Source organism: Pseudomonas sp. 9.2(2024) (assembly GCF_039695385.1).
GTDB classification, from domain to species: domain Bacteria; phylum Pseudomonadota; class Gammaproteobacteria; order Pseudomonadales; family Pseudomonadaceae; genus Aquipseudomonas; species Aquipseudomonas paraglycinae.
On the sequence record NZ_CP155585.1, the window covers coordinates 1,594,110 to 1,612,286 of the forward strand.

Consider the following 18,177-nt stretch of genomic DNA (forward strand, 5'->3'; position numbering starts at 1 on the left):
GAATGAATAATGGATTATCCAAAGAGTGTGCCCAGCGTTGGACTGGTCAATGGCAAGTTTGTCGATGAAAACCCGGTGGCGGGAACGCCCGGTTCGCTGATTCCGGCGATCTGGGGCAACTCCGTCACCGATGAATTGCTGGGCGTGATCAAGGGCGCCGGTGTGACTCCCGACGAAGTCGATCTGGGGCAACTGTTGCTGGCTGTGCGCAGGATCAATCAGACCGGGCTGGTCGATTACGCGATGGACACGGGCACAGCCAATGCCTATCGCGCCAACTATGCGCCGGTCGTTCTCAATGTGGTGGACGGGTTGGTGCTGCGTTTCAAGGCCCTCAATGCCAACACCGGTGCCAGTACCTTCTCGGCCAACGGACTGGCGGCCAAACCGATTGTCGGGGTTGACCACAACGCGGTTCAGGAAGGGGAGATCACGGCATCCGGCGACGTGTGGGTGCAGTGGAACAGCACCATTGCCGGTGGCGTATGGGTGATGATCGCGAGCACCGGCATGGTCAAACAGACCGGCAGTGACATTGGTGATATCAAAACCGTAGCCACGGCAGAGCCGCCCAAGGGATGGCTCAAATGTAATGGTGACATTGTTTCCCGCACGCAATATGCGGCGCTCTTTGCGGCGATCGGCACGCGATTCGGGGCCGGTAATGGCAGCACGACTTTTGCCCTGCCGGATCTGCGCGGCGAGTTCGTGCGGGGCTGGGACGATGGTCGCAAGGTCGATAATGCTCGAGTTCTGGGCAGTGCCCAGGCCGGTCATAACCTTTCGCATACCCACGGCGCTTCGGCGGCGGCGGCAGGGGCGCATGCCCACGGTGCTTCGGCGTCCGTTGCCGGCAATCACGCCCACTCCGGTATCACCAATGAGTCCGGGGATCACCAGCACGGCATTCTGGCTTCGGGTAACAACACTTCCTATGGCCGTCAGGGTACGGGCAGTGGCCCTGGTGACTATGCCGCCGTCACGGCTCCAGGCGGTAATCACGCGCACGGTCTCTATATCAACGCGGCCGGTGATCACTCGCACGCGATCACGGTCAACGCTGTGGGTGATCACACCCACGCGGTGACGATCGCTGCAGACGGGGGCAATGAAGCACGCCCACGAAACGTCGCGCTGCTTTACGTCATCAAGTACTGAACCGGGTACCGCAGGCAGCACAGTGCGTGCCTGCGGATCACTTCGGTTTCGCCTTTCCATTTGTCAGTCACGGGAGCGAACGACGGTACTCCTGAAAATTCTGGCAAAAAATGGCTGGCTGGCATCAGCCTGCAGCCATGGTTCAATCGGAGCATCCAGGGAGGACCGAGCATTATGCAAATTACTGAAGACAACCTACTCAACATCATGCCCAACGCCCGCCGCCAAGCGGGCGTTTTTGTTTCACCGCTCAACGACGCCATGGCCCGCCATCGCATCGATACACCGAAACGCATCGCTACGTTTCTCGCTCAGATCGGACACGAGTCCGGGCAATTGCAGTACGTACGTGAGCTGGGCAACAACCAGTACCTGAGCAAATACGACACCGGTACGCTGGCCTTGCGCCTGGGCAACACGCCCGAGGCTGACGGCGACGGGCAGAAGTATCGCGGGCGCGGGCTGATCCAGATCACCGGGCGCAGCAATTATCGTCAGTGCAGTCTCGGACTTTTCGGTGACGAGCGCCTGCTGGCCTTGCCTGAGTTGCTCGAACAACCGCAATGGGCGGCGGAGTCCGCGGCGTGGTTCTGGGAGAAGAATGGCTTGAACGAACTGGCGGATCAGGATCAGTTCAACAGCATTACCCGGCGGATCAACGGCGGGTTGAACGGCTTGCAGGATCGCCTCGACATCTGGGCGCGGGCGAGGGCGGTGTTATGCCAGCCTTCGGTCTGAAGTTCTGGTGTGTCATCGGCGCTTTGCTGCTGGCCGGTGGTTTGGCGACGCTGGCCTGGCAGGTCCAGGACTGGCGCTACGAAGGGCGGCTGGCCGAGCAGGCCCGGCTGCATGCCGAAGCCCTCAATCAATTGACTCTGACCGCCGCCACAGCGCAACAGGCCGAGCAGGACAAGCGCCTGGCCCTGGAGCAACGGCTCACGGCCAGTGAACAAACCCATTATCGAGCACTGAACGATGCCCAACGTGATCAGGATCGCCTGCGCGATCGTCTTGCCACTGCTGATCTGCGCCTGTCAGTCCTCATCGACGCAGGCGACGCTGCCCAAGGCTGCGGTGTGCCAGCCACCTCCGGCGCCGGCGGCGTGGATCATGCAGCCGTACGCGCCCGACTTGACCCGGCGCATGCTCGACGAATTGTCGCCATCACCGGCGAAGGCGACCGCGGACTGATTGCCTTGCAGGCCTGTCAGGCCTATATCAGAGCGCTGGCGCCTGCACATTTTGAATAAGCTTGTGTATTGAAAGCGCAACCGGCTCGTGTACGGTGGTACCCATTCCATCCGATCCGGAGCGCGCCGTGAAAGAAATCACCCAACTGGCGGCCGAACTTGGCCGACGTCTGCAATTGCTCAATGCCCACGTCACGACGGCCGAGTCCTGCACCGGTGGCGGGATTGCCGAAGCCATCACCCGCATTCCGGGGAGTTCGGCGTGGTTTGAGGCGGGTTACGTGACCTATTCCAACCGCCAGAAAACCCAGCAGCTGAATGTACCGATGGAGCTGTTCGGCACCGTGGGCGCGGTCAGTCGCGAAGTGGTCGAGGCCATGGTGCGCGGCGCCCGGGAAAAAAGCCTGGCGCGGTTTGCCGTGGCGGTCAGCGGCGTGGCCGGGCCGGACGGTGGTTCGCCGAACAAACCGGTGGGCACCGTCTGGCTGGCGTGGGGTGTGGGCGACACGGTTTCCAGCGAGGTCCAGCACTTCCCCGGCAACCGCGACGAAGTCCGCCGACAAACGGTGAAGGCCGCGCTAGAGGGCTTGCTGCGACTAGCGGCACGAGAAATCGAAAATCAGGGGTAGGCGATCCGTGAACGCTGTGGAATAATACTGGCTACTTATACAGGTGTTGGCCGTCAGGCCTTATTGATTACGTGAGGACTTTAATGGACGACAACAAGAAGAAAGCCTTGGCTGCGGCCCTGGGTCAGATCGAACGTCAATTCGGCAAGGGTGCCGTAATGCGTATGGGCGATCAGGACCGTCAGGCGATCCCGGCCATTTCCACCGGCTCTCTGGGTCTGGACATCGCACTCGGCATCGGCGGCCTGCCAAAAGGCCGTATCGTTGAAATCTACGGTCCTGAATCTTCCGGTAAAACCACACTGACGCTGTCCGTGATCGCCCAGGCTCAAAAAGCCGGTGCGACCTGCGCCTTCGTCGACGCCGAGCACGCCCTCGACCCTGAGTACGCCGGCAAGCTGGGCGTCAACGTCGACGACCTGCTGGTTTCCCAGCCGGACACCGGCGAACAGGCCCTGGAAATCACCGACATGCTGGTGCGCTCCAACGCCGTTGACGTGATCATCGTCGACTCCGTGGCCGCACTGGTGCCAAAGGCTGAAATCGAAGGCGAAATGGGTGACATGCACGTGGGCCTGCAAGCCCGTCTGATGTCCCAGGCGCTGCGTAAAATCACCGGTAACATCAAGAACGCCAACTGCCTGGTGATCTTCATCAACCAGATCCGCATGAAGATCGGCGTGATGTTCGGCAGCCCGGAAACCACCACCGGTGGTAACGCGCTGAAGTTCTACGCTTCGGTTCGTCTCGACATCCGCCGTACCGGCGCGGTGAAGGAAGGCGACGAAGTGGTCGGCAGCGAAACCCGCGTCAAGGTTGTGAAGAACAAGGTCGCTTCGCCGTTCCGTCAGGCCGAGTTCCAGATTCTCTACGGCAAGGGTATCTACCTGAACGGCGAGATGATCGACCTGGGCGTGCTGCACGGTTTCGTCGAGAAGTCCGGCGCCTGGTATGCCTACGAAGGCACCAAGATCGGTCAGGGCAAGGCCAACTCGGCCAAGTTCCTGGCGGACAATCCGGAAGTCGCGGCCAAGCTCGAGAAGCAACTGCGTGACAAACTGCTGTCGCCAGCCGTGATCGCCGACTCCAAGGCTTCTGCGGTCAAAGAGACCGAAGACGACCTGGCTGACGCTGACATCTGATTGCACCGATGACAACCGCCGTACTCGATACCCTCGTCGCGGTGCGGCGAACCGCCATGGACCTGCTCGCACGCCGCGAGCATGGTCGAGTTGAGCTGACGCGCAAACTGCGTCAGCGTGGCGCTCCCCCCGAGATGATCGAAACAGCCCTCGACCGTTTGACGGAAGAAGGGCTGCTTTCCGAAGCCCGTTATCTTGAAAGCTTTGTTTCCTATCGCGCCCGCTCCGGTTACGGCCCACTGCGGATTCGTGAAGAACTGAGCCAGCGCGGTTTGCAACGCGCCGATATCGAACTCGCCTTGCGCGAGAGCGGTATCAACTGGCAAGAACAGCTAACAGACACGTGGCAACGGAAGTTCTCCGGACAGCTTCCTGGCGATGCCAAGGAACGCGCCAGACAAGGTCGATTCCTGGCGTACCGGGGATTCTCGATGGAGATGATCAACCGCTTGTTCAGCGGCAGAGGGATGGACGATTAAATTGTTCCAGCTTCAGCTCAGCTTCATCTGAAAAATAAAAACGGCCCGCTATTTCGATAGCGGGCCGTTTTTTTTTGCCTTCACGTTACCTTCGACGGTTCGCGAGTGCGTTGCGCGGTTTGGGGTTTTGAGTGGGCCCAGTTTTCCGGCAGGTTGATGTAGTCCACCAGCTCCCGCAGACGCCCGTGATCCCGGGCATTGAAGGCGAATGCCAGGCGCGTCAGGTGGCTGAATTGAGCATCGTCGTGCTCTTCGCCGGCGTAGGCGTGTTGATGGAACTGGTCACTCAGGCACAAATCGGCAAACGCTTCCTGCATATGCTCCAGGGCCTGATCGCTCAACTTGTGGTTCATGCGAATGACAAACTGGCGCTTGAGCCAACGGCTGGAGTGGAAGTTGCCGTAGAACTGGTTGATCTGCTCCACCGCCTCTTCAACGTTGTAGACCAGGCGCACCAACTTCAGGTCGGTCGGCAGAATGTAACGGTTTTCCTCCAGTTGCTGGCGAATGAAGTCCAGCGCGCCTTGCCAGAAAGTCCCGCCCGGTGCGTCCAGCAGCACCACCGGCACCAGAGGGCTTTTGCCGGTCTGGATCAGCGTGAGCACTTCCAGCGCTTCGTCCAGGGTGCCGAACCCGCCGGGGCACAACACCAGCGCATCGGCTTCCTTGACGAAGAACAGCTTGCGGGTGAAGAAGAAGTGGAACGGCAGCAGATTATTGGTGCCGTCCACGGTGGGGTTGGCATGTTGTTCGAAGGGCAGGGTGATATTGAACCCCAGGCTGTGATCGCGGCCGGCACCCTCATGGGCGGCGGCCATGATTCCGCCGCCGGCACCGGTGATGACCATCATGTTCGAGCGGGCCAGCGAGGCTCCGAGTTCCCGAGCCATGGCGTAAAGGGGATGTTCGACCGGGGTGCGAGCCGAACCGAACACTGTGACCTTGCGTCGCCCCTTGAACTGTTCAAGCGTGCGAAACGCCTGCTCCAGTTCGCGCAGGGCTTGCAGGGTGATCTTGGCGTTCCAGCGGTTGTGGTCTTCCTGGGCCATGCGCAGCACGGTCAGGATCATGTCGCGGTAGATGGGGGAATTCGGGCTGTTGGGTGATACCAGGTTGAGTTGTTCTTCGACCTTGCTGATGAGGTCGTGGCCGCTTTCCTGAAAATGGCGGCTGAGCAGGTCATTCGGTTGGTAAGGCATGCAACTTCTCCTTCTGCACAGAGCTTCCGGCCCTGACGTGCGGCGTCAGTGCCGCGCTGCAAGAAAACAAACATCCGGCAGCTCCTTTCCTGCCGTTAGAAAAATGAACGGGAATACGTTGAATCTAGACCCTCAAAGCATTTTTCGCTCATTGAACATCGCGCCGCAAAGTCTTTCCTGGCAACTGCTTATTGCCGCTTTTCGAAGTGTTTTCACCGCTCGTCCGATGCCACGTCGAGGGCTGAATGCTCTGATTTACTAAGTTAAAGGCGCCGTACGATAACTTTGCGTCAACGACCGTACGCAAGGTGCACGCTATTCAAGGATTTGCGGGTGGCAAGGAGGCAGGACACATGACCAGAGTCATTCTGGAGATCGATACGCAGCTGTATCGGTTGTTGAAAGCATCGGCCGAGACCAACCATGTGAGTCTCGAAGAGGAGTGCTGCCGACGCCTGGCGGGAGGGGATCGCCGCTCGCGGTACTTGCAGGCCTTGCTGGCCGAACTGCGCGCCGAGGATGAACAGCGGCGCGCCACGTCGAGATGATTACTTCTTCTTCGCTGGAGCCGCTTTCGGGCAATCCGATTCCTGGTAGCTGGCGGAGCCGATCGCCTTGTTGCTTTTCACTTCGGTGAATTCATAACGCATGATCGCGCCTTTGGCCATCAGCTTGCGGTACGACGGATTGTTGCAGACCGAGGCGCCCAGCTGAAAATACACGGCTTTGGGATCGGCGCGCATTTTGTCGGCGTGGCTCTTTTGCACGCTCAGGTGATTGACCAGCGTGGTGCCTTCGACGGTGTAGCCCTGATCAAGAATGTCTTCGTTGATCGCCCGTGGCGTGCCGACGCTGCTTTGTGCGGCGACATTGCGCAGCTCTCGGTTCAGATTCTGCTCACTCAGGGATGCAGCCTGAGCGCTGAAGGACGAGGCCAGCAGAATGGCAGCGGTGGGAACGATAAGGCGCAGCATGAAACTCTCCTGGTTCAGTGACTGGTGGTTCGACCAGCCACGTGACTGTGCGTTCAGTGGCGGCGAATTATAGGGGAGCCGGTCGGGAGGGTACAGGCTTGTGCCCGTCGCTCTGGTAAACTGCCGCCCTTTATTGCCCTGCCGAGTGTCGTTCGTGTCGAGTTTTCCTGTCTGCCGGTGCCGCCTGCGATGAATCATGCCCCCAACGCCGTGGCCCGCCTGCGCGATCAGCGCGAGGACGAAGGCATCAAGCCGATCCAGGCCCGTGGCTTTCGCTCCCCGCGCTGCCGCGATTGCCGGGTGATCATCAGCCATTGCCTGTGCGCCTGGCGGCCAACCGTCGATACACGCTCGGGCGTTTGCCTGATCATGACCGGCAAGGAAGTGTTCAAGCCAAGTAACACCGGTTGGCTGATCGCCGACATCGTGCGCGACAACCATGCCTTCATCTGGTCGCGGACCGAGCCCGACGAGCAACTGCTGGCGCTGCTGAACGACCCGCAATGGCAGCCGTATCTGGTGTTCCCCGGCGAGTACGTCGAACCTTCGCGGGTGACCAACACCGTGGATCTCGATAGCAGCAAGCGCCCGCTGTTCATCCTGCTGGATGCGACCTGGACCGAAGCCCGGAAGATTTTCCGCAAGAGCCCGTATTTCGACCGTTTGCCGATACTCAGCCTGTTGCCCGACAAACTCTCGCGCTATCGCCTGCGCCGCTCGACCCGCAGCGAGCACCTGTGCACCGCCGAAGTGGCGGCGCTGTGCCTGGAGCTGGCCGGTGATTCGGACGCGGCATCGGCGCTGGATGCCTATTTCGATGTGTTCAGCCAGCATTACCTGGGGGCCAAGCAGCAACTGGACGTCAATGTGTCGACGCCGGCCCACGCCGAATTGCTGCCCTATATCCGAAACGCGGCGCCAGTACCGGCCTGATCCTGGCCCATACTGCTAAAGCAGTGGCCGTGCGGCTTGACCACCCCGGCTTCGCTGGTCATGCTTGGCGCCGATTGGGGTGCGGCCAAGGTTTGAAACGCCGTTTTTGTTCGTGATTGGCGTTGAACGTGCCCCTGTGGATGCCGCTGCCGGGCGGTGTCTGGATTTGCCTTGGCACGGCTCGAATGCGCGAGCCTGCCATCAAAAACAGGATCATTTGAAAAATGGCCACATACGACATCCTGATTGCCGATGATCACCCTCTTTTTCGTAGCGCACTGCATCAAGCGGTGACGATGGGCCTTGGCCCGGACGTACGCATGGTGGAGGTGGCGAGCATCGCCGAACTGGAATCCCGCCTGACCGAAAAGGCTGACTGGGATCTGGTGCTGCTGGACCTGAACATGCCGGGCGCTTTCGGGTTTTCCGGGCTGGTGATGCTGCGCGGTCAGTACCCGCAGATTCCGGTAGTGATGGTTTCGGCCCAGGAAGAAGCCTCGGTGATGGTCAAGTCTCGGGAATTCGGTGCCAGTGGTTTCATCCCCAAATCCAGCGACCTGAGCGTGATTCAGGAAGCGGTGCGCAAAGTGCTGGATGGCGACGTGTTCTGGCCGCCCCAGGCGTTCGAAGCGGTCAGCGTTTCGGATGAAGCCAAAGCCGCCAGCGATGGCCTCGCCAGCCTGACACCCCAGCAGTTCCGGGTGCTGACCATGGTCTGCGAAGGCTTGCTGAACAAGCAGATCGCCTACGAGCTGAGTGTGTCGGAAGCGACCATCAAGGCCCACGTCACGGCGATTTTTCGCAAGTTGAACGTGCGGACCCGGACCCAGGCAGCTTTACTGCTGCAACAACTTGAGTCAATTCCGAGCCAGTAAGCACTGGCGTCTTCACGCTTTTTTGACTTTCGTTGATCTAGCTTCCCCACTTCCTTTCGGTCGGTTATCTACTTTATGTCACCTTTCAAGGGCCAGACGGGCCTGAAACGCATCCTCAACGCTTCCGGTTACTCGCTGGACGGCTTGCGCGCCGCCTTCACTGGCGAAGCCGCATTCCGCCAGTTGGTGCTGCTTAACGTGGTACTGATTCCGCTGACGTTTTTCCTCAATGTCAGCCGGGTCGAGCAGGCGCTGCTGATCGCCGTGTGCCTGCTGGCGCTGATCGTCGAGCTGTTGAATTCAGCGGTGGAGGCGGCCATCGACCGCATCTCGCTGGAGTTGCACCCGCTGTCCAAGAACGCCAAGGACATGGGCAGTGCCGCACAATTCGTGGCACTGAGCATGATCGCGCTGGTGTGGGCGGTGATTCTGCTTTAAGCGATGCTCGGCAGAACGATCTCGTCGCTGCGCTGGACCCCGGCGGTGAAGGCGCGGCACAGATCGAGGAATTCGCGCATGGCGGAGGTCTGGTACTTCTGCTTGTGCCAGATGAAATAGAACTGCCGCGCCAGATCCAGATCCGGCGTCTCCACCGGCACCAGGCTGCCGCGACGGAAGGCGTCACGCAGCGCCAGGCGCGAGATGCAGCCAATCCCCAGACCTGATTCCACCGCGCGTTTGATCGCTTCGGTGTGTTCCAGCTCCAGCCGGATGTTCAGCGCGCTGCGATGATGACGCATCGCCTGATCGAAGGTCAGGCGCGTCCCCGACCCCTGTTCCCGCAAAATCCATGCTTCATGAGTCAATTCCTCCATGGTCGCGCTGCCGCGCTTGGCCAACGGATGCTGTGGGGCGCAGAACACCACCAGTTCATCCTCGACCCAGCTTTGCACCTCGATGTCCGGGTGGCTGCAATCGCCCTCGATTAGACCCAGATCAATTTCGTAATGAGCCACTTGTTGCACGATATTGGCAGTGTTCTGCACATGCAGCTTCACCTGGCTTTCGGGGTGGCGCTGCATGAAACCGCCGATCAGCAGGGTCGCCAGGTAATTGCCGATGGTCAGGGTCGCGCCCACCGACAGCGAGCCGAAACCGGATTTGCCGTTGAGCAGGTCTTCGATTTCCTTGGCCTGATCGAGCAGGGCCACCGCTTGTGGCAACAACTGTTTGCCGAGGGCGTTGAGGCTCAGGCGTTTACCGGCGCGGTCGAACAGCTGGCAGCTGGACTGGCGCTCCAGTTCGGTGATGGACGTGCTGGCAGCCGATTGCGACAGGTTGAGCAGACCCGCAGCACGGGACACGCTTTCCTGCTGGGCGACGGCGACGAAGACTTGCAGTTGACGAAGAGTAAATCGCATATCGATATAACCGATAACCCTTATCTTAATAATCCAGTTAACAGATATTGTCGGCGCTATTAGAATGCGATGCAATTGCGCACCGTCGGCATTCTTCAACACGAGCCGGGCAGGCGCAGATCAATCTCCAGGAGTCCCACGTACATGAGCAACATGAACCACGAGCGTGTCCTCAGTGTTCATCACTGGAACGACACTCTGTTCAGCTTCAAGTGCACCCGCGATCCGGGCTTGCGCTTCGAGAACGGTCAGTTCGTGATGATCGGCCTGCAACAGCCAAACGGCCGCCCGCTTATGCGCGCTTACTCGATCGCCAGCCCGAACTGGGAAGAGCATCTCGAGTTCTTCAGCATCAAGGTGCAGGACGGTCCGCTGACCTCCCAGCTGCAGCACCTGAAGGAAGGCGACGAGATCATCATCTCGAAAAAACCGACCGGCACCCTGGTGCTGGACGACCTGAACCCGGGCAAGCACCTGTATCTGCTGAGCACCGGCACCGGTCTGGCGCCGTTCATGAGCGTGATCCAAGACCCGGAAACCTACGAGCGCTTCGAGAAAGTGATCCTGGTTCACGGTGTTCGTTACGTCAACGAAGTCGCCTACCGCGAATTCATCACCGAGCACCTGCCGCAGAACGAGTTCTTCGGCGAGGCGCTGCGTGACAAGCTGATCTACTACCCGACCGTGACCCGCGAACCGTTCGAGAATCAGGGCCGTCTGACCGACCTGATGCGCAGCGGCAAGCTGTTCAGCGACATCGGCCTGCCACCGATCAACCCGCAGGACGACCGCGCGATGATCTGCGGCAGCCCGAGCATGCTCGACGAGACCAGCGAAGTGCTCGACAGCTTCGGCCTGAAGATCTCGGCGCGGATGCGCGAGCCGGGTGACTACCTGATCGAGCGCGCATTCGTCGAGAAGTAAGCTGTTTATAGGTGACGCAGAGCGTCACTGGATGCATTCCCACGCAGACGGTTCGACGCCTCGACGTGGGAACGATCAGCCCGCGTTGCCTGAGAAGGCAGCGCGGGCTTTTTCGTTTTCGCGATTCAGTCAGCGGCGGGGATGACTTCCAGAACGCGGATCTGCTCAGGCACAGGGTAGTGCCAGCGCACATCCAGATCCCAGAACTGCGCGCCGTATTCGCGTTCGGGCGCGGGCGTCTGATAGGCCGGGCGCGGATCCTGGGCCAGGCACTGCTCGATCAGCTCGACCAGCGGCTCGGCCAGGCGCTGAGCGTGCGTGTGCGCCTGTTGCAGCGCCGCGTCCGTCCACTGCACGTCGATCAGTTGCGGCGCGGCACTGGCGATGCTGTTGGAAGCGTCAGCAATGATGTCGGCGTACGGCACGTAGGGTTTGACGTCGAGAATCGGCGTGCCGTCCAGCAAGTCGATGCCGGAAATGAACAGGCGGTTGGCCTCGACCTTGTCCAGCTTCACCACCGACTGGCCGATGCCGTTCGGCCGGTGCGTGGCGCGGGTGGCGAACACGCCCATCGACTTGTTGCCACCGAGGCGCGGAGGGCGGACTTTGAGTCGCGGCTTGTCTTCCAGCGCCTGATGGAACAGGAACAGCAGCCAGACATGACTGACCTGCTCCAGTCCCTGCACCGCGTCGCCCTGATCGAACGGTGCCACCAGTTCCAGCACGCCACGGGCGGCGGGTGCCAGTTGCGGCTGGCGCGGGATGGCGAACTTCTCCTTGAAGCAGGAGCGGACGAAGCCGATGGGGGAGACGCTGTAAGTCATGGTTTGCATTCGAAGCGGAGCAGGGCGGGCATGATAACCCGTCCGGCCGCGTCGCCGACCTAAAGACTAAACCCGCCATCCAGCGGAATGATATTCCCGGTCATGTACGCCCCGGCGGTACTCGCCAGGCTGATCGCCAGCGCTGCCATCTCTTCCTCACGCCCCCAGCGTTTCATCGGGATCAGCGCAGTGTCTTCGGCCAGCGCCTGCTGGTCGCTGCCGATGTGCTGGGTCATTTTGCTCGGGAAGCGTCCCGGCGCGATGACATTGACGTTAATGTGCTGGCTCACCAGTTCCCGGGCGAGAATCCGCGACAGTTGATGCAGAGCCGCTTTGCTCGGTCCGTAGGCATAGGCCTGTTCGCCGAAAGACGAGATCCCCGCTACCGAGCCGATGTTGATGATCCGCGCCGGATTGGCCGCCGACCCGGATTGGCGCAGCAACGGCAGAAACTGCTGGATGCAACTGAACACCGAGGTCACGTTGAGTTGCATGACTTTCTCCCAGCCCTTGACCGGGTAGCTCTCCAGCGGCGCGCCCCAAGTGGTGCCGGCGTTGTTCACCAGAATGTCCAGATGAGTGATCTGCTCGCCCAGTCGCGCGGCCAGCTCTTTCACGCCTTCTTCTGTCGCCAGATTCGCCGCCATGCCATGACACGTGCCCAGGGCACTGAGTTCTTCAGCGGTTTGATGACAGGCTTCCGCGTCACGGGAGCAGACGTACACGCGGGCGCCTGCTTCGACAAACGCCTTGGCGATCATTTTGCCGATACCACGGGTGCCGCCGGTCACCAGGGCGGTGCGGCCTTGCAGGGAAAAATACGGGTGCATGGCGAATCCTGAGGGCTAGGGTTCAGTACACCCTAGTCGCCGGCTGCGAAAAGCGGAGCCACTATTTTTGGAAGGAATGGGAGGCCATAGGGCCAGCTTCAAGTTGCGAGCGTCGAGCTCCCAGTAAAAGCTTGCAGCTCGACGCCTGTCGCTGCTTTACGCTCTCACGCGGAGCGTGAGCCCCTTGAGGAAATTGCGCAGCAACTGATCGCCGCACGGGCGGTAGTTGGTGTGGCCGACCTTGCGGAACAATGCGCTCAGCTCAGGCTTGGACACCGGGAAGTCGGCAGCCTTGAGGATCGCGTGCATGTCGTCTTCCTTCAGTTCGAAGGCCACGCGCAGCTTTTTCAGGATGATGTTGTTGGTCACCGGCAGTTCGATCGGCAGCGGCGGACGGCTTTCGTCCTTGCCGCGCTTGAAGATCACCAGACCGTCGAGGAAGTGCGCGATGACTTCGTCCGGGCAGCGCACGAAACCTTCTTCGTCTTCTTCTTTCTTGTCGAGGTACGTCACGACATCGGCAAGTGTGACGTCCAGGCCGCCGAGTTTGATGATCTCGACCACTTTCTTGTCGCTGATGTCGAGCATGTAGCGCACGCTGCGCAGAACGTCGTTGTGAACCATGTGTGCAATCCTGATTGTTCGCTGTGGGCACCGAGCGGGGCGCGATGCCGGAATGTAGGGTGGCTTGCGAGCCTTAGAATTTCTCTTTGCCGGACAGGTAGCGCCATTGGCCGACCGGCACCTTGCCGATGGACACGCCGCCGATGCGGATGCGGCGGATGCCGATGACCTTCAGGCCGACCGCTTCGCAGAACTGGGCGATGATCCCCGGCTGCGGGTTTTTCATGGCGAAGCGCAGACGGTTTTCGTTCTGCCAGCTGGCCTTGACCGGCGGCAGTTCCTTTCCCTTGTGGGTGAGGCCGTGCTGCAGGCGATTGAGGCCGTGGGCAACCATGTCGCCTTCGACTTCGACCACGTATTCCTGCTCGATCTTGGCCGCGTCGGCGGTGAGCTTGCGCAGCACCTTCCAGTCCTGGGTGAACACCAGCAGGCCGCTGGCCTTGGGTTGCAGGTCGGCGCTGGCGGTCAGGCGCAGGAAGTGCCCGCGCAGCGGACGCTTGCCGTAGCGGTGTTCTACGCTGAGGGTTTCGGCGTTCAGCGACTGCATGGCGCTGTCGACATCCATGCCGGCCGGCACGTTGAGCAGGATGGTCACCGGCTCCGGCGCGGTGGCCTTGGCGTCCTTGTCGAGCTCGACCTTTTGGTCGCCGACCTTGAACTGCGGCTCGTCGATGACTTCGCCGTCCACGGTGACCCAGCCGCCCTCGATGAACAGCTCGGCCTCCCGGCGGGAGCAACCGACCAGCTCGATGAGGCGTTTGGAGAGGCGAATCGGGTCAGTCATGACAGGGGCCGTAACAAAAAAAGGGGTGGGCATTGTACCTGCCTGGGGCCGGTTAAGCCCGATTGCATTTGCGCCGTGTGGCTTTTAGCCGCGTACGGCGCGCTGCTCCGGTTGTTTCAGGCGCATGTGCAACAGCGGATACGGCTGGCCCATGCCATCGACTTCCGAGCGGCCGATCACCTCGAACCCTTGCTTGAAGTAAAACCCCAGGGCCTGCGGGTTCTGTTCGTTGACGTCCAGTTCGTCGGCGTTCAGGTGCTCCATCGCGTACTTCAGCAGTTTCTTGCCAAGGCCCTGGCCGCGATGGGCCGGGTCGATGAACAGCATTTCGATCTTGCCTGCCGCGACCCCGGCAAACCCGGTGATGCGCTGATGGCTGTCCCGGGTGCAGATCAGCATCACTGCGTCGAGGTAGCGGGTCAGCACCAGATTCTTCAGCAGCTCGATGTAGGATTCCGGCAGGAAATCATGAGTCGCGCGGACCGAGGCCTCCCAGATCCGGGTCAGTTCCTGATAATCGCTGAGTTTCGGCGTGTGGATGACCGAGTGGTGACGCATGCCCGATAGCCTCTTTGTCATGGATGAGGGAGTCCTTCCCCTCACAAACTCTAGCCGTAAAAAAGCCCCGCATCTCGTAAAAGAGAGCGGGGCTTTCTGTATTTTTCGCGCTTAGATCTGTTCGGCCCAGAGGTCGTATTCGTCGGCGTCGGTCACCTTGCACCAGACTTTGTCGCCCGGCTTCAGGTTGCTGCCGTTGTCGATGAACACGTTGCCGTCGATTTCTGGGGCATCGAAGAAGCAGCGCCCGACCGCGCCTTGCTCGTCGACTTCGTCCACCAGCACTTCGATTTCACGGCCGATGCGCATTTGCAGGCGCGCCGAGCTGATGGCCTGCTGGTGCGCCATGAAGCGTTCCCAGCGATCCTGCTTGACGTCGTCCGGAACCACTTCCAGATCCAGATCGTTGGCTGGAGCGCCTTCGACCGGCGAATACTGGAAGCAGCCGACGCGGTCGAGCTGGGCTTCGGTCAGCCAGTTCAGCAGGTACTGGAAGTCTTCTTCGGTTTCGCCGGGGAAGCCGACGATGAAGGTCGAACGAATGATCAGGTCCGGGCAGATCTCGCGCCAGTTCTTGATCCGCGCCAGGGTCTTGTCTTCGAACGCCGGGCGTTTCATCGACTTGAGGACTTTCGGGCTGGCGTGCTGGAACGGGATGTCCAGGTACGGCAGGATCTTGCCGGCGGCCATCAGCGGGATCAGCTCGTCAACGTGCGGGTACGGGTAAACGTAGTGCAGACGGACCCAGACGCCGAGGGTGCTCAGCGCTTCGCACAGTTCGGTCATGCGGGTTTTCACCGGCGCGCCGTTCCAGAAACCGGTGCGGTATTTGACGTCAACGCCGTAGGCACTGGTGTCCTGGGAAATCACCAGCAGTTCCTTCACGCCGGACTTGACCAGACGCTGGGCTTCGTCGAGCACGTCGCCAACCGGACGGCTGACCAGTTTGCCGCGCATCGACGGGATGATGCAGAAGCTGCAGCTGTGGTTGCAGCCTTCGGAAATCTTCAGGTACGCGTAGTGGCGCGGGGTCAGCTTGATGCCTTGCGGCGGCACCAGGTCGATCAGCGGGTTGTGATCCTGCTTCGGCGGCACGACTTCGTGCACCGCGTTGACCACTTGCTCGTACTGCTGCGGACCGGTGACGGCCAGCACGCTCGGGTGCACGTCACGGATATTGCCTTCTTCCACGCCCATGCAGCCGGTCACGATGACCTTGCCGTTTTCCTTGATCGCTTCGCCGATGACTTCCAGCGATTCGGCCTTGGCCGAGTCGATGAAGCCGCAGGTGTTGACCACGACCACGTCGGCGTCCTGATAGGTGGACACCACGTCATAGCCTTCCATGCGCAGCTGGGTCAGGATGCGCTCGGAGTCGACCAGTGCTTTCGGGCAACCCAGAGAAACGAAGCCAACCTTTGGATTGGCCGGCGCAGGAGTGGTGGACATGTCTAACCTCGGTGTTTTGTGACATCGATTACCTTGTTCAGGAACCGACGGACGGGCGCTTGAAGTGCGCCTCTGATCAAAAAGTGCGCAATTCTAGCGACGAGCAGCGCACTTGACCAGCTTTATGCAGGGAAATACGACGAGTGCTGCGCTATGCTTCGCGCCGTTGCGCTTTACTGAATTTTTACAGTCAAGAAAACGTCTGTTACAGGGCGTAAAAACGCGCATGCTGCACACAAAGCATAGTGCTTCATCTAAGAAGCCGGTCTGGGAATCAGGAGTGTTGGATGGGTCAGGCAAGTAGTCACGCGGCAGGCGCCGAAGGTTCGGCCACCAAGCCGCTGAGCATGCTGGTCGCGGCGGTCGGGGTAGTTTACGGCGACATCGGCACGAGCCCGTTGTACACCCTCAAAGAAGTGTTTTCCGGCGCTTACGGCGTGCCTGTCAATCACGACGGAGTGCTCGGCATTCTGTCGCTGATTTTCTGGTCGCTGATCTGGGTCGTTTCAATCAAGTACATGATGTTCGTCCTGCGCGCCGACAACCAGGGCGAAGGCGGGATCATGGCGCTCACCGCGCTGGCTCGCCGGGCAGCGGCGGGGCGCAAGCGGTTGCGTACGTTGCTGGTGGTCTGCGGGCTGATCGGCGCGGCGCTGTTCTATGGCGACAGCATGATCACCCCGGCGATTTCCGTGCTCTCGGCCATTGAAGGTCTGGGCCTGGCCTTCGACGGCATCGACCACTGGGTGGTGCCGCTGTCACTGGTGGTGCTGGTCGGGTTGTTTCTGATCCAGAAGCACGGAACGGCGCGGATCGGCATTCTGTTCGGGCCGATCATGGTCACCTGGTTCCTTGTCCTCGGCGCCCTCGGCGTCTACGGTATCAGCCACTACCCGGAAGTGCTGCACGCGATGAACCCGGTCTGGGCCGTGCGCTTTTTCATGGTTCATACCGGCATGGGCGTGGCCATCCTCGGTGCCGTGGTGCTGGCGCTGACCGGTGCCGAAGCGCTGTACGCCGACATGGGCCACTTCGGTCGCAAGCCGATTGCCCGTGCGTGGTTCCTGCTGGTGCTGCCGGCGCTGGTGCTCAACTATTTCGGTCAGGGCGCCCTGCTGCTGGAGAACCCGGAAGCGGCGCGTAACCCGTTCTACCTGCTGGCGCCGAGCTGGGCGCTGATTCCGCTGGTCGGTCTGTCGACCCTGGCCACGGTGATCGCCTCCCAGGCGGTGATTTCCGGCGCATTTTCCCTGACCCGCCAGGCGATCCAGCTCGGTTACATCCCGCGCATGTACATCCAGCACACCTCCAGCGACGAGCAGGGCCAGATCTATATCGGCGCCGTGAACTGGTCGCTGATGGTCGGCGTGGTGTTGCTGGTGATCGGCTTCGAATCCTCCGGCGCCCTGGCCTCGGCCTACGGCGTGGCGGTGACCGGCACGATGCTGATGACCACGATTCTGGTCTCGGCAGTCATGCTGCTGCTGTGGAAATGGCCACCGATTCTGGCGGTGCCGGTGCTGCTCGGCTTCCTGCTGGTGGACGGCCTGTACTTCGCCGCCAACGTGCCGAAGATCGTCCAGGGCGGTGCCTTCCCGGTGATCGCCGGTATCGCGCTGTTCGTGCTGATGACCACCTGGAAGCGCGGCAAGCAACTGCTGGTCGAGCGCCTCGACGAGGGCGCGCTGCCGCTGCCGATCTTCATCAGCAGCATCCGCGTGCAGCCACCGCACCGCGTGCAGGGCACCGCCGTGTTCCTCACCGCCCGCTCCGACGCGGTGCCGCACGCGCTGTTGCACAACCTGCTGCACAACCAGGTGTTGCATGAGCAAGTGGTGCTGCTGACGGTGGTCTACGAAGACATCCCGCGCGTCCCGCCATCCCGACGCTTCGAAGTCGAGGCTCACGGTGAAGGCTTCTTCCGGGTGATCCTGCACTTCGGCTTCACCGACGAACCGGACGTGCCGCAGGCACTGAAACTGTGCCATCTGGATGACCTCGACTTCAGCCCAATGCGTACGACTTACTTCCTCAGCCGCGAAACGGTCATTGCCTCGAAACTTGAAGGCATGGCCCGTTGGCGTGAAGCGTTGTTTGCGTTCATGTTGAAGAATGCCAATGGGAACCTGCGGTTCTTCAATCTGCCGCTGAATAGGGTGATTGAGTTGGGGACGCAGGTGGAGATGTAAACCGGCGTCATCGAAGAGCCCCCGTCAGCCTTGTGGCTGGCGGGGGCTTTTTTGT

General features: G+C 60.8%; 21 protein-coding genes. 12 read left to right on the top strand and 9 right to left on the bottom strand.

All coding sequences use genetic code 11. The features are described 5' to 3' along the window. Window positions 1-9: 9 nt before the first annotated feature. From ABFB52_RS07075 to recX, 6 genes are all read left to right on the top strand, one after another. Entirely contained in the window at window positions 10-1,158 is a 1,149-nt protein-coding gene (locus ABFB52_RS07075; protein ID WP_129973911.1) for a tail fiber protein, read from the top strand. Window positions 1,159-1,332: 174 nt separating this feature from the next. Further along, on the top strand, window positions 1,333-1,896 hold the full coding sequence (locus ABFB52_RS07080; RefSeq protein WP_085748151.1) for a glycoside hydrolase family 19 protein: 564 nt from the start codon (window positions 1,333-1,335) through the stop codon (window positions 1,894-1,896). Continuing rightward, window positions 1,878-2,408, top strand: a complete 531-nt coding sequence (locus ABFB52_RS07085) for a lysis system i-spanin subunit Rz (RefSeq protein WP_102686579.1) — start codon at window positions 1,878-1,880, stop codon at window positions 2,406-2,408. The genes ABFB52_RS07080 and ABFB52_RS07085 overlap by 19 nt, the downstream gene beginning before the upstream one ends. Window positions 2,409-2,476: 68 nt before the next feature. Further along, window positions 2,477-2,977 carry a CinA family protein gene (locus tag ABFB52_RS07090; protein ID WP_102686580.1) on the top strand — a complete coding sequence of 167 codons (501 nt, stop codon included), beginning with the start codon at window positions 2,477-2,479 and terminating at the stop codon, window positions 2,975-2,977. An 83-nt stretch (window positions 2,978-3,060) separates the two neighbouring features. After that, window positions 3,061-4,119, top strand: coding sequence for a recombinase RecA (gene recA / locus ABFB52_RS07095; protein ID WP_003222269.1), 1,059 nt, complete (start codon window positions 3,061-3,063; stop codon window positions 4,117-4,119). A gap of 8 nt (window positions 4,120-4,127) precedes the next feature. Then, window positions 4,128-4,598 carry a recombination regulator RecX gene (gene recX, locus ABFB52_RS07100; protein ID WP_039771298.1) on the top strand — a complete coding sequence of 157 codons (471 nt, stop codon included), beginning with the start codon at window positions 4,128-4,130 and terminating at the stop codon, window positions 4,596-4,598. An 80-nt stretch (window positions 4,599-4,678) separates the two neighbouring features. Here recX and ABFB52_RS07105 read toward each other — a convergent pair whose 3' ends face one another. Continuing rightward, complete coding sequence (locus tag ABFB52_RS07105) at window positions 4,679-5,797, bottom strand: TIGR00730 family Rossman fold protein (RefSeq protein ID WP_102686581.1); 1,119 nt, start codon at window positions 5,795-5,797, stop codon at window positions 4,679-4,681. A 353-nt stretch (window positions 5,798-6,150) separates the two neighbouring features. Between ABFB52_RS07105 and ABFB52_RS07110 the strand changes: the two genes are divergently transcribed. Further along, window positions 6,151-6,345 (top strand): hypothetical protein, encoded by a 195-nt coding sequence (locus ABFB52_RS07110; RefSeq protein WP_007954932.1) that lies wholly within the window; start codon window positions 6,151-6,153, stop codon window positions 6,343-6,345. Here the strand turns inward: ABFB52_RS07110 and ABFB52_RS07115 are convergent, their stop codons facing one another. Then, complete coding sequence (locus tag ABFB52_RS07115) at window positions 6,346-6,771, bottom strand: PA3611 family quorum-sensing-regulated virulence factor (RefSeq protein ID WP_085748156.1); 426 nt, start codon at window positions 6,769-6,771, stop codon at window positions 6,346-6,348. Window positions 6,772-6,960: 189 nt separating this feature from the next. Here ABFB52_RS07115 and ABFB52_RS07120 point away from each other — a divergent pair, with 189 nt between their 5' ends. The 3 genes from ABFB52_RS07120 (at window position 6,961) to ABFB52_RS07130 (ending at window position 9,017) form a co-directional block, all read left to right on the top strand. Next, a complete protein-coding gene (locus ABFB52_RS07120; RefSeq protein WP_007954936.1) occupies window positions 6,961-7,704 on the top strand; it encodes a tRNA-uridine aminocarboxypropyltransferase in 744 nt (247 codons plus the stop codon). 224 nt (window positions 7,705-7,928) lie between these two features. Continuing rightward, complete coding sequence (gene erdR / locus ABFB52_RS07125; protein ID WP_102686582.1) at window positions 7,929-8,579, top strand: response regulator transcription factor ErdR; 651 nt, start codon at window positions 7,929-7,931, stop codon at window positions 8,577-8,579. Between the two features lie 75 nt (window positions 8,580-8,654). Next, window positions 8,655-9,017, top strand: coding sequence for a diacylglycerol kinase (locus ABFB52_RS07130; RefSeq protein ID WP_003222276.1), 363 nt, complete (start codon window positions 8,655-8,657; stop codon window positions 9,015-9,017). Here the strand turns inward: ABFB52_RS07130 and ABFB52_RS07135 are convergent. After that, window positions 9,014-9,940 (bottom strand): LysR family transcriptional regulator, encoded by a 927-nt coding sequence (locus tag ABFB52_RS07135; RefSeq protein WP_011332748.1) that lies wholly within the window; start codon window positions 9,938-9,940, stop codon window positions 9,014-9,016. The two genes, ABFB52_RS07130 and ABFB52_RS07135, sit on opposite strands and share 4 nt — an antisense overlap. A 144-nt stretch (window positions 9,941-10,084) precedes the next feature. Between ABFB52_RS07135 and fpr the strand changes: the two genes are divergently transcribed. Continuing rightward, window positions 10,085-10,864 (top strand): ferredoxin-NADP reductase, encoded by a 780-nt coding sequence (gene fpr, locus ABFB52_RS07140; RefSeq protein WP_007908723.1) that lies wholly within the window; start codon window positions 10,085-10,087, stop codon window positions 10,862-10,864. 125 nt (window positions 10,865-10,989) lie between these two features. Here the strand turns inward: fpr and tsaA are convergent, their stop codons facing one another. The 6 genes from tsaA to rimO form a co-directional block, all read right to left on the bottom strand. After that, window positions 10,990-11,688, bottom strand: coding sequence for a tRNA (N6-threonylcarbamoyladenosine(37)-N6)-methyltransferase TrmO (gene tsaA, locus ABFB52_RS07145; RefSeq protein ID WP_165369569.1), 699 nt, complete (start codon window positions 11,686-11,688; stop codon window positions 10,990-10,992). Window positions 11,689-11,747: 59 nt separating this feature from the next. After that, a complete protein-coding gene (locus ABFB52_RS07150; RefSeq protein ID WP_085748158.1) occupies window positions 11,748-12,518 on the bottom strand; it encodes an SDR family oxidoreductase in 771 nt (256 codons plus the stop codon). A gap of 156 nt (window positions 12,519-12,674) precedes the next feature. Then, the gene (locus ABFB52_RS07155; protein ID WP_085748159.1) at window positions 12,675-13,142 is read right to left on the bottom strand and encodes a DUF1456 family protein; all 468 of its coding nucleotides are present in this window, start codon (window positions 13,140-13,142) and stop codon (window positions 12,675-12,677) included. A 73-nt stretch (window positions 13,143-13,215) separates the two neighbouring features. Next, a complete protein-coding gene (locus ABFB52_RS07160) occupies window positions 13,216-13,926 on the bottom strand; it encodes an rRNA pseudouridine synthase (protein ID WP_102686584.1) in 711 nt (236 codons plus the stop codon). Window positions 13,927-14,010: 84 nt separating this feature from the next. Continuing rightward, window positions 14,011-14,484 carry a GNAT family N-acetyltransferase gene (locus ABFB52_RS07165; RefSeq protein ID WP_129973912.1) on the bottom strand — a complete coding sequence of 158 codons (474 nt, stop codon included), beginning with the start codon at window positions 14,482-14,484 and terminating at the stop codon, window positions 14,011-14,013. A gap of 111 nt (window positions 14,485-14,595) precedes the next feature. Beyond that, complete coding sequence (rimO, locus tag ABFB52_RS07170; RefSeq protein ID WP_102686585.1) at window positions 14,596-15,933, bottom strand: 30S ribosomal protein S12 methylthiotransferase RimO; 1,338 nt, start codon at window positions 15,931-15,933, stop codon at window positions 14,596-14,598. Between the two features lie 287 nt (window positions 15,934-16,220). Here rimO and ABFB52_RS07175 point away from each other — a divergent pair, with 287 nt between their 5' ends. After that, window positions 16,221-18,122: a potassium transporter Kup gene (locus ABFB52_RS07175; protein WP_085748161.1), complete on the top strand. Its 1,902-nt coding sequence runs from the start codon at window positions 16,221-16,223 to the stop codon at window positions 18,120-18,122. Window positions 18,123-18,177 lie beyond the last annotated feature (55 nt).